This window comes from Maribacter sp. X9 (assembly GCF_048537565.1).
Taxonomy (GTDB): Bacteria; Bacteroidota; Bacteroidia; order Flavobacteriales; family Flavobacteriaceae; genus Maribacter.
The window spans coordinates 1,855,893-1,868,606 of sequence record NZ_CP183215.1 but is presented as its reverse complement, the minus strand read 5'-3'; the positions used below and the strand labels follow the sequence as shown (position 1 = coordinate 1,868,606).

General features: G+C 40.6%; 12 protein-coding genes. 9 read left to right on the top strand and 3 right to left on the bottom strand.

What is annotated here, in order from left to right:
- Positions 1-275: 275 nt before the first annotated feature.
- Positions 276-524, bottom strand: a complete 249-nt coding sequence (locus ACNR9Q_RS07830) for a hypothetical protein (RefSeq protein WP_419214051.1) — start codon at positions 522-524, stop codon at positions 276-278.
- A gap of 88 nt (positions 525-612) precedes the next feature.
- On the opposite strand from ACNR9Q_RS07830, the gene folE reads away from it, so the two are divergent.
- Together folE and cysS are read left to right on the top strand one after the other, a co-directional pair.
- Positions 613-1,293: a GTP cyclohydrolase I FolE gene (gene folE / locus ACNR9Q_RS07825; RefSeq protein ID WP_419214050.1), complete on the top strand. Its 681-nt coding sequence runs from the start codon at positions 613-615 to the stop codon at positions 1,291-1,293.
- A gap of 14 nt (positions 1,294-1,307) precedes the next feature.
- A complete protein-coding gene (gene cysS / locus ACNR9Q_RS07820; RefSeq protein ID WP_419214049.1) occupies positions 1,308-2,786 on the top strand; it encodes a cysteine--tRNA ligase in 1,479 nt (492 codons plus the stop codon).
- Here the strand turns inward: cysS and ACNR9Q_RS07815 are convergent.
- A complete protein-coding gene (locus ACNR9Q_RS07815; RefSeq protein WP_419214048.1) occupies positions 2,783-3,667 on the bottom strand; it encodes an AraC family transcriptional regulator N-terminal domain-containing protein in 885 nt (294 codons plus the stop codon). The two genes, cysS and ACNR9Q_RS07815, sit on opposite strands and share 4 nt — an antisense overlap.
- A 235-nt stretch (positions 3,668-3,902) precedes the next feature.
- On the opposite strand from ACNR9Q_RS07815, the gene ACNR9Q_RS07810 reads away from it, so the two are divergent.
- From ACNR9Q_RS07810 to ACNR9Q_RS07780, 7 genes are all read left to right on the top strand, one after another.
- On the top strand, positions 3,903-5,426 hold the full coding sequence (locus tag ACNR9Q_RS07810) for an aldehyde dehydrogenase family protein (protein WP_419214047.1): 1,524 nt from the start codon (positions 3,903-3,905) through the stop codon (positions 5,424-5,426).
- A gap of 13 nt (positions 5,427-5,439) precedes the next feature.
- Complete coding sequence (locus tag ACNR9Q_RS07805) at positions 5,440-5,814, top strand: DUF779 domain-containing protein (RefSeq protein ID WP_419214046.1); 375 nt, start codon at positions 5,440-5,442, stop codon at positions 5,812-5,814.
- A 116-nt stretch (positions 5,815-5,930) separates the two neighbouring features.
- A complete protein-coding gene (gene yidD, locus ACNR9Q_RS07800) occupies positions 5,931-6,152 on the top strand; it encodes a membrane protein insertion efficiency factor YidD (RefSeq protein WP_419214254.1) in 222 nt (73 codons plus the stop codon).
- A 203-nt stretch (positions 6,153-6,355) separates the two neighbouring features.
- Entirely contained in the window at positions 6,356-7,318 is a 963-nt protein-coding gene (gene lgt / locus ACNR9Q_RS07795; protein ID WP_419214045.1) for a prolipoprotein diacylglyceryl transferase, read from the top strand.
- A complete protein-coding gene (locus tag ACNR9Q_RS07790) occupies positions 7,319-7,819 on the top strand; it encodes a DUF192 domain-containing protein (protein WP_419214044.1) in 501 nt (166 codons plus the stop codon).
- Between the two features lie 32 nt (positions 7,820-7,851).
- Positions 7,852-8,373: a GNAT family N-acetyltransferase gene (locus ACNR9Q_RS07785; RefSeq protein ID WP_419214043.1), complete on the top strand. Its 522-nt coding sequence runs from the start codon at positions 7,852-7,854 to the stop codon at positions 8,371-8,373.
- A complete protein-coding gene (locus tag ACNR9Q_RS07780) occupies positions 8,374-9,615 on the top strand; it encodes an ATP-binding cassette domain-containing protein (protein ID WP_419214042.1) in 1,242 nt (413 codons plus the stop codon). It abuts the gene before it with no gap.
- A 51-nt stretch (positions 9,616-9,666) separates the two neighbouring features.
- Here ACNR9Q_RS07780 and secDF read toward each other — a convergent pair whose 3' ends face one another.
- Positions 9,667-12,636 carry a protein translocase subunit SecDF gene (gene secDF / locus ACNR9Q_RS07775; RefSeq protein WP_419214041.1) on the bottom strand — a complete coding sequence of 990 codons (2,970 nt, stop codon included), beginning with the start codon at positions 12,634-12,636 and terminating at the stop codon, positions 9,667-9,669.
- Between the last annotated feature and the right edge of the window lie 78 nt (positions 12,637-12,714).

Sequence of the window (12,714 nt, the reverse complement as noted above, 5' to 3'; positions counted from 1 at the left end):
TCTAATAGCACCTAACGTATTCGCGTCTAAAGTTATATTCTCATTTCCAAAGGCAAATCATGGGAGGGCCTAGCAAATTAGCTACTATGGAACAGTCTAAGGTCGTATTCGGAAAGTCAACAAAAATATTACCCGAGAACTGTATCGAAAAACCTGAATTATTGTTACTGCACTTATTGATCAGCAAATAGTAATCCTCATTAGCTTCAAAACCGATATTGCAGCCTAATTGACCTCTTGCCTGACCCTAAAGAGGTACCGGGCAGAATTTGTTCCTATCGTACCAGAGGCTCGTGCGATACGCCCAGAAACACTGCCCAGTTAAAATCATCGATTCCGTACTCCATCGTACCCCCATTGATCGGGCTATTATTACATATAGGAGCCGCATTTGCACAATCCGCAGCTACTTGAGCGTTGGATGGCGAAAGACCTAGCAAGACTAAAGAAAGAATGGGGAAACCAATCTTATTCAAAGTGGTCAACGGAATTGGTATTTTAAAATTAATTAGGGACCATACCATTTGACTAATTTATGTTGTGTAATGCCCCCAAAAAGGTATAAAGTGACTCATAATGTATATCTTTGAACCCTGAAAAAAGTTAGTTGAAATGAAAATTGAGGATACATTGGAAAATCAATTTGAGGAGTTAGGAAACGATCATATTTCCGCAGCAGAGGATACCCCTTTACGAAAGGATGCTTTTGTTTTAGATGATGCAACAAAAATCAAGCGAATTCGTGAAAACGTTCGTGATATAATGCTTACCCTAGGCCTAGATTTAGAAGATGATAGTTTAAAGGGAACCCCAAATAGGGTTGCCAAAATGTATGTTAATGAAATATTTGGCGGTTTGCATCCAGATCGAAGACCAAAATCGTCAACCTTTGACAATAAATACAAATATGGCGAAATGTTGGTAGAAAAAAACATTACGCTATATTCAACCTGTGAGCACCATTTTCTTCCTATTGTGGGTCGTGCACATGTGGCCTATATATCTAACGGAACCGTGGTCGGTCTTTCTAAGATGAACCGCATCGTGGATTACTATGCGAAAAGACCACAGGTTCAAGAACGATTGAACATTCAAATTGTAAGGGAATTACAAGAGGTTTTGGGCACCGAAGATGTTGCCTGTGTTATCGACGCAAAACACCTTTGTGTAAATTCAAGGGGAATACGGGATATTGACAGTAGTACCGTAACCGCTGAATATGGTGGTAAATTCAAGGAAGAATCTGTTCGGCGCGAGTTTTTGGATTACCTTAATTTAGACACCCATTTTTAATCGTTTACAGCTTCATGCAATTGTTCGAAAATCAAGAAATCAAAGTCTATAATTCCTTAACCGGAAAAAAAGAAGTCTTCAAACCTATCAACCATGGCCATATTGGCATGTATGTCTGTGGGCCGACCGTATATAGCAATGTACACTTAGGGAACTGCAGAACCTTCATGTCCTTTGATATGATTTTCCGTTATTTTAAACATTTAGGCTATAAAGTAAGATACGTTCGCAATATTACAGATGCCGGTCATTTAGTAGACGATGCCGAAGATGGAGAAGATAAGATTGCAAAAAAAGCGAGACTGGAACAATTAGAACCTATGGAGGTCGTACAACGCTACACCGTAGATTTCCATAATATTTTGGAAAAATTCAATTTTCTTCCGCCCAGTATCGAGCCCACGGCTACAGGTCATATCATCGAACAAATAGAAATCATCAAGGAAATCCTTAAAAAAGGGTTTGCCTATGAAATCAATGGCTCCGTATATTTTGATGTGGCCAAATTCAATAGGGAACACGAATACGGAAAACTGAGCGGTCGTAAGCTTGAGGATATGATTGCGAACACCAGAGATTTAGCGGCCCAAGATGACAAGCACAATCCGCAGGATTTTGCACTTTGGAAAAAAGCGGAGCCGCAACATATTATGCGTTGGCCCTCCCCATGGGGCGATGGTTTCCCCGGCTGGCATTTAGAATGTACCGCCATGAGCACGAAATATTTAGGAGAAACTTTTGACATTCACGGAGGGGGTATGGATTTGAAATTTCCACACCACGAATGTGAGATTGCACAGGCTGAGGCCAGTAACGGTAAATCCCCGGTGAATTATTGGATGCATGCTAATATGCTGACATTGAACGGTAGAAAAATGGCAAAATCCACAGGCAATAGTATATTGCCCGGTGAAATTTTCTCCGGAGAAAATGATATACTAAGCAAACCATTTCCCCCTTCCATGGTACGGTTTTTCATGATGCAAGCCCATTACACCAGTATTTTAGATATGAGCAATGATGCGCTATTGGCCTCTGAAAAAGGTTTTAACAAGCTAATGGAGGGTATAAATGCACTAAAAACATCACCCACGGGAAAATCCACAAGTTTTGATATATCTACATGGAAGACCTCTTGCTATGAGGCTATGAACGATGATTTCAATACGCCGATTCTTATCGCTAAACTCTTCGATGCCGTAAAACACATCAATTTAATAAAAGAAGGTACAGAAACCATAACCGAAGCTGATCGAACGGAGTTAGAAAGCACCTTACACAGTTTTGTGTTCGATGTATTGGGTCTGGAAAATAAAAACAGTTCAGATGCCGATATGGAAAAATTGGGAGGTGTCGTAGAAATGCTGATCCAACTACGAAAAGAAGCTCGTGAAAATAAGGATTTCGCCACCTCAGATAAGATACGCGACCAATTATTGGCTTTGGGCATACAACTGAAAGATGGCAAAGACGGCACGACCTACAGTCTTTAGCTTAAAAATCTGGATTTTTTAATTTTGGATTGGTATTCACCGGGAGCCAAATTTTGATGGCTCTTGAACACCCTATTGAAGTAAGACCTACTTTCAAATCCGCAATCCAGGTACACATCCTTTATGCTTCGCTTCGGATCTTGCAATAGGCCTACCGCCAATTTTATACGCTCGTTGTTGATGAATTCCACCGGAGAAATACCCAATAGCGTTTTAAAGGTTCGGTAAAAATGAGACGGACTCATACAGGCCCGTTTGCTGAGATCGTCTACGTGCAAAGAAGTATGCAAATTCTCCCTAATGTACCGGATGACCTCGGTCAATCTGCTATCTTTTTGTAGGGAAAGCGTTGCACTACTATAAATTTTACGCTCGTTGGTCTGCAGAATCCGTATCACCAGTTCGCGCAACATATTATCCACAAAAAAATCTCTGGACGGATGGTCTTCTGAAAAGAGGAACAATAGACGCTGTAGGATTTGAAAAATACCCCGGTCGTTCACAAAATGAAAATTGTAATCCATTAGGCCCCACTCCTCTTTCGAATCCTTGGGCATATTTTCGTTCATGAACTGAAGCACTTTATTGATTTTATCCTCTGAGATGGCCATGGCCAAACATCGGGTGGGATTCTTGGCCATGGCTTCTGGAAAATCAATACTCATTTTTTCATTGGCGGGCAGCACCAAGGATTCTCCCGGTAAGAAATCAAAGGATTCATAATCCCGAAGGTGCATGATCTTCTTGCCTTGAATCATGCTCGCCAAAACCGGTTGGTCAAATTTCAAAAGAACCTTCTCCGCTTTTTGGTGGGTTTCGAAAACATGCATAGCGGCATTGTTCATCGTGTAGGAGGTCTGGTTTTCAACCAAAGTTTCCAATCTCCTTTCCTTTAAAAAATTTTGGGACAGTTGTATCAATTTGAATAAGCTTTGGATTAAGGAATTTACAAAATTTTATAGTTAAAAAAATCATAATATCAATAAATGATAGGATTGTTCACATTATTCATAGTATTGGTCAGATAAATAGGATATAAATCAAGTAACTTTAAGGAATAATCTGATGGTAGCACCATCAGTTCAAACGAATTTATAACCCTTAAAATATATAGATATGAGCAATACTGCGACCGTAGAGAAAGAGATGCTACAAAAACCGAAATTCAAAAACCAATATGAAAACTTTATTGGGGGAAAATGGGTATCACCCGTAAAAGGAGAATATTTTGAAAATATATCCCCAGTGGATGGTAAATCCTTCACCAAAATTCCGAGGTCCACAGCCGAGGATATCGAAAAAGCGATTGATGCCGCTTGGGAGGCCGCTCCTTCCTGGAACACGTCCTCTGCCACGGAAAGAAGTAATATGTTATTGAAAATTGCCGATGTTATCGAAAAGAATTTAGAGACCTTGGCACGGGCAGAGACTTGGGACAATGGTAAAGCCATTAGGGAAACCAGGGCTGCTGATTTACCATTGGCGGTAGACCACTTCCGTTATTTTGCAGGTGTTATCCGTGCGGAAGAAGGCTCCGTAAGCGAGTTGGATTCCAATACGGTTGCTTTGAACGTCACCGAACCTCTAGGAGTTGTCGGTCAAATTATTCCATGGAACTTTCCCTTATTGATGGCAACCTGGAAATTGGCGCCCGCTCTAGCGGCAGGTAACTGTGTCGTTTTAAAACCGGCGGAACAAACTCCAGTAGGAATCCTTATCCTAATGGAAATGATTCAGGATATTCTTCCGGCAGGGGTATTGAACATCGTGAACGGTTTTGGTGCCGAGGCCGGTAAGCCTTTGGCATCCAGCCCAAGAATCGATAAAGTTGCCTTTACCGGAGAAACGACAACCGGACAGTTGATCATGCAGTATGCGTCCAAGAACATTACCCCGGTGACCTTGGAGCTAGGTGGTAAATCGCCTAATATTTTCTTTGAAAGTATTATGGATGCCGATGATGACTTCTTTGATAAATGTATCGAAGGTGCGAACATGTTCGCCTTGAACCAAGGTGAGGTGTGTACCTGCCCTTCAAGAATGTTGGTACAGGAAAGTATTTATGATGCCTTTATCGAAAGGGTCATTGAACGTACCAAAGCGATAAAAATGGGCCATCCTTTGGACCCAAATACCATGATGGGCGCACAGGCCTCAAACGACCAATTCGAAAAAATATTGAGCTACATTAAAATTGGTAAGGAAGAAGGCTGTGAAGTATTGACCGGTGGAGAACAAGCCTACAATGAAGGGCTTGAAGGTGGATATTATGTGCAACCCACAATTTTAAAGGGAAATAATAAGATGCGTGTATTCCAAGAAGAAATTTTTGGACCGGTATTGTGCGTAACCACCTTTAAAGATGAAGCCGAGGCTATCGAAATCGCTAATGATACTTTATATGGTCTGGGCGCAGGGGTGTGGACCAGGGATACGCATCAAGCCTATCAGATTTCAAGGGCGATCAAAGCAGGTCGTGTTTGGGTGAACTGTTATCACCTCTATCCAGCACACGCACCATTTGGCGGCTATAAAAAATCGGGTATCGGTAGGGAAAACCATAAAATGATGCTAGCACACTATCGTCAAACCAAGAACATGCTTATCTCCTACGATAAGAAAGCAATGGGATTCTTTTAATATGAGTTCCACCATGAAAACCAAAAGAGTACTGGTTACCGAAGAAGCTGCAAAGGTCATTGCCCAACTCAAGGAAACCCACGGGGAATTGATGTTCCACCAAAGCGGAGGTTGTTGTGATGGTTCGTCACCCATGTGTTTTACCAAAGGTGACTTGATGTTAGATGACAATGATGTGTATTTGGGCACGATTGAAGGCTGCGACTTTCACATGTCTCAAGACCAATTCGAATATTGGAAACACACGCAATTGACCATCGATGTTACTCCAGGTAGAGGCTCCAGTTTCTCCCTTGAAATTCCTTTGGGAGTTCGGTTTTTAATCAGGTCCAGGCTATACACCCCTGAAGAAGCTGAAAATATGGAACCCATCCGGAAAGGAGCTTAATGGTTTTCAAGCATAAAACTAAAGTCCGTACGTTCATCGTGCGGACTTTTTCTTTTGAAACCCATGACTTAATTATCTTAAATTTGTAGAAAGCAAAACATACCTTGAAAATATCCATCAAGAAAATACTCATTAGTCCGTTCGTACTTCTGGTCCGGTTTTACCAATTGGCCATTTCGCCGTATACCCCTGCCACCTGCAGATATTCCCCCACTTGTTCGCAATACACTTTAGAAGCTTTACAGAAACATGGTCTTTTTAAAGGAGGATGGTTGGCTACCAAACGTATTTTTAGTTGTAACCCATGGGGCGGAAAAGGATATGACCCGGTACCATAGAAAAAAATCAAGTTCAAGTTAAAGGCTTCAATTTATATCAGGAGATTACAATTAAATATCGCAAACTAACCAACTATTTTTTTTGATTCGTTTAAATATCCATCCTAAGCAGGATAAAAAATGAAGTTAAAATAACATTGATCCACCGATTGGAAGCGATGAGGCTCTCAATTTTATTATCTTAGCCCATCTAAAAATAAGACATGCATTTCTTAGGAATCACCTGGAATCCCAACGAAACCCTATTCAATATTGGTTTCATACAGATCAAATACTATAATTTACTTTGGATCACCGCCTTTGCCGTAGGTTGGTTCCTGATGAAACGGATTTTCACCAATGAAAAGAAATCTGTTGAGCAACTGGATTCCTTGTTTATTTATACCGTATTGGGGACCATGCTTGGCGCCCGTTTAGGTCACGTCTTTTTCTATGACTGGCCCTATTACTCCAACCACCTTTTGGAAATCCTCCTGCCCATACGCGAGAGTTCCGGGGGAAGTCTGTTTTTTGGATTGATCGATGGCTATGAGTTTACCGGATTTACGGGTCTGGCCAGCCACGGGGCTACACTCGGTATCATCGTAGGCACTTACCTATATACTAGAAAATATCCTGAATTCACCATGCTTTGGATATTTGACCGGATGGTGATTCCCGTGTCCATCGGATGTTTTTTTGTGCGCTTGGGTAATTTTTTTAATTCTGAAATCAACGGGAAGGTTGTTGATGAAAACTTCATATTCGCCACTAAATTTATTCGAGATTCCGATGACCTTCACCCCTCCAAGGTTTTGGGCATCACCCAAGAAAAAACCTTGAACGCAGCGTACCACGCCCTAGAAAACAATCCTAAATTTTCTCAGTATCTGGCGGAAATACCCTATAGACATCCTGCCCAATTGTATGAGGGAATATGCTATATTTTAATATTCGTACTACTCTACTTCCTCTATTGGAAAACGGATAAGAAAAACAAACCCGGCTACCTGTTCGGATTGTTTTTTACACTTTTATGGACCGTTCGTTTCTTTGTCGAATTTGTCAAGAAAAGCCAAGGTGGTTTCGAGGAATCCTTAGGCCTTTTATCTACAGGACAATGGCTGAGTATTCCCTTTATTTTAATTGGTCTGTACTTTATGTTCAGGCCTGTCAAAACAGTATAGATGATTAAAGCACTTTTTAAACATCGGGTTCTATTAGTGCTTATAATCGCACTTACCGTTCTTTCCTGCAAAGAGGAGAAAACAAAAACCATTACGACTCAGAGTATCGGTTTCACTAAAGAGGGTGACCTTTCTATTTTCAGAAAATCCACAGATTCTTTACGAACCACATTCAATATTGAATTCGCCGAAACGGATTACGAAACTCAAACAGGATTGATGTACAGAAAGAGTATGGAAGAAAATCAGGGCATGTTATTTATATTCCCATTCGAATCAATGCATTCTTTTTATATGAAGAATACTGAATTTCCATTGGATATTCTTTATATCGACGAATACCTTAAAATTGCCAGTATGCAAGAAAATGCCGAGCCCCTAAACGAAGCTGGACTTTCCTCGAAAGTACCTGTAAAATATGTTCTTGAAATCAATGGGGGTCTGGCCCAAAGTTTAGGAATAGCGGTGGGTGATAGCATCAACTATCGGCGCAACCCATAAGATTTTTCCAATAAAAGTTATTTCGTAGTACCATGCCCAACTATTTATTGAATAATGAAGAATCTGAACGCCTAAGATTTAGAAAAGTAATCCCATCCGATTTTAAGGATTGGCTTCCATTTCACGAAGAACCGTTAAGTAGCCAATACTGGTCTGGATTACCGAACGAACCCGAAACAGCTTGTAAAGAGCAGTTTTCCCGGATATTTGAGCGATATGGGGAAGCATCGGGAGGCATGAATGCCTTAATTTCGAAAGATACCCATAAACTGATCGGGCTCGCAGGATTGTTGGTTCAAACTGTAGATGGTAAAGAAGAATTGGAAATTGGATATTCCATACTTCCTGAATACTGGCGACAGGGCTACGCCTTTGAGGCGGCACAGAAATGTAAATCGGTCGCCTTTGGGAAGAATTGGAGTAAGAGTTTAATCTCCATAATACAGGTTGCTAATATTCCATCTCAAAAAACTGCTTTAAAGAACGGCATGTTCTTAGACCATGCTACCACCTATAAAAACAATGCTGTTTATATTTTTAGAATCAATGCGTAAATGAAATTAGATCATTGGGTAATACATTTAGACAACGACTCCGCCAAGAAAGATTTTATCGAAGGTCTTTTAAAAGGAAACGGACCTAAAGAACTTGAAGACTTTCAAAATAGAAAAGGGGCTTTGTTCTCCCCTTTGACCTTGGCAAAACTCATAGATGAAGAGGATAAGCGAGACTATAGAATTATCAGTCCTGTACAACAGGCTATTGAAACTATGTCAAGCGGTGAACAAAAAAAAGCGTTACTATTTTATTTACTACGCAAGGATCCCGATTTTATCATCCTAGACAATCCTCTTGATAATTTGGACACTTCTTTTCAAGCGGAACTTAAGGCCCTACTAACGGAGCGGTCGACTACGATATCTTTCATACAATTGGCCAGTCGTAAAACAGACACCCTACCCTTTATTCATAATCACGGTAGACTCGAGGGAGCTATTTTCAGAAAAATAAATCCTTTACAGAGAATCAATCCTACTATTTCTGATCCTTTTTCAACAGCCAGTATTCCCCCATCGCCTATTTTGAAAAGTACTAACCTTGAAAATCCTTTAATACAGTTTCGAAATGTTTGCGTTTCGTACGAAAACAAAGTCGTTTTAAAAGATATCGATTGGACCGTGAACAAAGGGGATTTTTGGCAATTGACCGGGGCCAACGGGAGCGGAAAAACAACAATGCTCTCAATGATTATCGGCGATAACCCGAAGGCATTCGGTCAAGAAATTTATTTGTTCGGCAGAAAAAAAGGCAGCGGTGAAAGTGTTTGGGAAATTAAGCAGAAAATCGGATATTATTCCCCGGCCATGACCAATAAGTTCAAGGGAAGACATTCTGTTGAACATATGTTGATCTCTGGCCTAACCGATTCGGTAGGACTCTATACTATACCCACCGAAGGTCAAAAACGAATTAGTGAGCAATGGCTTCATTTATTGAACCTATATGCAGTCAAAGACACCTATTTCAATAAATTATCTGTAGGCAAACAACGGTTGGTACTGACGGCGAGAGCCATGGTAAAACATCCTCCCCTATTGATACTTGACGAACCGACCGCAGATATGGACGATGTCTCTGCAGAACTGATAGTTGCATTGGTAAATAAAATATCCAAAGAGACCAACACCGCCATCATCTTCGTCTCCCATAGAAAAGAACCAGGCTTAGAACCAAAAAGCGTTTATACACTTCAAAAAACGAAATTAGGGACTTTAGGAACTACAACCAAAGCATAAAAAAATCGCCATTCTTTCGAAATGGCGATTTAATACTTGAGTTAGTTTTACTTATTTGGAGTCACCCGAAGTAATCTTTTTACTTAAGGCATCGTACATCACAGGAGTTGCAATGAATATCGAGGAATAGGTACCTACAACAACACCAACGATCATTGCGAACATAAATCCTCTCAACGATTCACCACCGAATACAAAGATTGCCAATAATACCACTAACGTAGTCAACGACGTATTCAAGGTTCTTCCCAATGTACTGTTTATGGCATAGTTTACGTTTTCACCACCTTTCCAGCCACGCTCGGCCAACGTTTCACGAATACGGTCGAACACAACCACAGTGTCGTTCAAAGAGTAACCGATAACCGTTAATATGGCCGCTATGAATGCTTGGTCAATTTCCATGTTAAAAGGCATCAGTTTTCCGAAAATCGAGAATACGCCCAATACAATCAGTACATCATGGAATACGGCCACAACCGCACCCAAAGAGAACTGCCATCTTCTAAATCTAAGCAAAATATAAAGGAACACTACGGCCAAAGACCCTAAAATAGCCAAAAAGGCATTGTTCTTGATATCATCTGCAATGGTAGGACCAACTTTAACGGACTGTAAAATTCCTATAGCATCCTCATCGGCACCCCCTAGAATAAAAGCATCTTTGCTGATACCATCTGGTAAATATTTTTGAAGGGTGGTATATAATTTATCCTGAATTTCAGTGTCCACTTCAATTCCTTCCACGTCAACTTTATACGGTGTCGTAATCTTGACTTGATTTGCATCACCATAAGTTTTCACATTGGTACCGCTTCCAAAAACTGTATTCAATTCTGATGCTATCTCAGAAGGGTTGACAGGTTTCTCAAAACGGACCGTATAAGAACGTCCCCCTACGAAATCAACACCCTGTTGCAATCCTGGTCCAAAGAATAGGGAAACTAAACCTATCGCTACCAAAATTCCCGATACTACATAGGCTATTTTTCTTTTTACCAAGAAATCGATATGTACATTCTTGAAGAAGTTTTTGGTCAATCCCGTGTAAAAATCCAAGCTTCTACCTTTACCTCCAATATACCAATCTACCAATAGACGGGTGATGAAAATTGCGGTAAATAAAGACGTGATGATACCGATCAATAAGGTAGTAGCAAATCCTTTAATTGGACCAGAACCGAATATGAACAAAATAACCGCCGTAAGACCTGTTGTTATGTTAGCATCCAGAATTGAGGACAATGCGTTTCCGAAACCATCGGCCACCGCTTGGCTCTTGCCCTTGCCTTTGGCCAGCTCTTCTTTGATACGCTCAAATATAAGTACGTTCGCATCAACAGACATACCAATGGTTAAAACGATACCGGCAATACCTGGCAAGGTCAACACCGCGTTCAAGCTGGTCAACACCCCAAAAATCAATAAGATGTTCAGCAATAAAGCAATATCAGCAAACGCACCTGCTTTTCCATAATATCCGATCATCCATAATAGAACAATGGCCATGGCTATCAAGAAAGACCTGAAACCACTATCAATGGCCTCTTGACCTAAAGACGGACCAACAATCTCAGATTGAATAATTTCTGCAGATGCAGGAAGTTTACCCGCCCTAAGAACGTTCGAAATATCTTTGGTCTCGTTTACCGTAAAAGTTCCTGTAATTTCTGAACGCCCACCGGATATAGGTCCGGTCGACACTCCTGGTGCTGTGTACACTTTATTATCTAAAACAATAGCTATACCAGTCTGGTTGTTGTAGGCATCACCGGTCAATTTTTCCCACTCTTTCGCACCTTTTGTGTTCATTGTCATGGATACAGCCGGCCTACCCATTTGGTCAAAATCGGCACGGGCATCACTTACCACGTCTCCACTAATTCTAGGTGTTCCGTCACGGTTTGATTTTAACGCATATAAATCGATAACCTCAACATCTTCAGAAGAAGGTCTTTCCCAAACAAACTTGGTGAATTGAATATCGGCTGGCAACAGCCTTCTGATTTCGGGCATTCTCAAATAGGAACCTATAGTGGCCGTATCCTTAATTGCTGCACGGAACATTGCGTTACTTCCTGGATTAGCAGGAATCAATAATTCATATAAAGGATTTACCTGTGTAGCCAAATCCAAAGAATCTGCAGAAACATCGGACAACAACGAATCTAACTCTGATTCTTCCTTTACCGGCTCAGGTTGTTTTACTTCAACCAGGTCCTTTAGTTTCTCATTCGCCTGTATTAAAAATGTACTGAAACTTGGATTATTTTGTTTGTACGTTTCCCAAAATTCCAATTGGGCGGTACTAGATAACAAATCTTGCGCACGCGCAATATCTCTTGCCCCGGGTAATTCTACCAGAATTCTACCAGAATTTCCTTCTCTTTGAATATTTGGCTGGGTAACCCCAAAACCATCGATACGTTCTCTCAACACCTCAAATGCCGAAACAATCGATTCATCAATTTTTCTTCTAATGACAGGCTTAACCTCATCATCGGACATTTGAAAATTGATTTCATCACTTAAACCCTTATTGGCAAAAATATCGGGTGATGCCAATTTGGTATCTCCCTTAATATTATCGAAAGCTTCAAAAAATAGTTCTATATAAGTTGCATCACTATTTTTAGTGGCGGCATCTGCATCGGCCAAGGCCTTGTTGAAAATAGGATTCTTGGTATTGTTCGCTAAACCTTTAAGAATATCCTTCACTGAAATTTGCAGCGTAACGTTGATACCTCCTTTAAGGTCAAGACCTTTGTTCAACTCTTTCTTTTTGGCTTCATTGTAGTTGGTGTACCCAAGTACAGTGTTGTTACCAATAGAATCCAAGTAGTTGGCGGCGACAGCTTCCCGTTTTGCTACGTAACCGTCTTCGGCTTCTGGAACACGGCTTGCCGCAAAGACGGCAGCTTCGTTCTCTACTTTACTGGTGATGAACGTGTAGGATAGCTGGTAGATACTGACTAACCCGAATAATAAAGCAAAAAGCTTTATAAGTCCTTTGTTTTGCATTTGAATGATTATTTAATTTATGGTTATTAAGATTATGTGAATTCGAAAATTCAGGGCAAATTACTTTCATATAAAGTA

What these genes read in the sequence shown, in the direction of transcription:
- ACNR9Q_RS07830 (WP_419214051.1), bottom strand. Translation starts at nt 524, where the DNA reads ATGGTATGGTCCCTAATTAATTTTAAAATACCAATTCCGTTGACCACT.
- folE (WP_419214050.1), top strand. Translation starts at nt 613, where the DNA reads ATGAAAATTGAGGATACATTGGAAAATCAATTTGAGGAGTTAGGAAAC.
- cysS (WP_419214049.1), top strand. Translation starts at nt 1,308, where the DNA reads ATGCAATTGTTCGAAAATCAAGAAATCAAAGTCTATAATTCCTTAACC.
- ACNR9Q_RS07810 (WP_419214047.1), top strand. Translation starts at nt 3,903, where the DNA reads ATGAGCAATACTGCGACCGTAGAGAAAGAGATGCTACAAAAACCGAAA.
- ACNR9Q_RS07805 (WP_419214046.1), top strand. Translation starts at nt 5,440, where the DNA reads ATGAAAACCAAAAGAGTACTGGTTACCGAAGAAGCTGCAAAGGTCATT.
- lgt (WP_419214045.1), top strand. Translation starts at nt 6,356, where the DNA reads ATGCATTTCTTAGGAATCACCTGGAATCCCAACGAAACCCTATTCAAT.
- ACNR9Q_RS07790 (WP_419214044.1), top strand. Translation starts at nt 7,319, where the DNA reads ATGATTAAAGCACTTTTTAAACATCGGGTTCTATTAGTGCTTATAATC.
- ACNR9Q_RS07785 (WP_419214043.1), top strand. Translation starts at nt 7,852, where the DNA reads ATGCCCAACTATTTATTGAATAATGAAGAATCTGAACGCCTAAGATTT.
- ACNR9Q_RS07780 (WP_419214042.1), top strand. Translation starts at nt 8,374, where the DNA reads ATGAAATTAGATCATTGGGTAATACATTTAGACAACGACTCCGCCAAG.
- secDF (WP_419214041.1), bottom strand. Translation starts at nt 12,636, where the DNA reads ATGCAAAACAAAGGACTTATAAAGCTTTTTGCTTTATTATTCGGGTTA.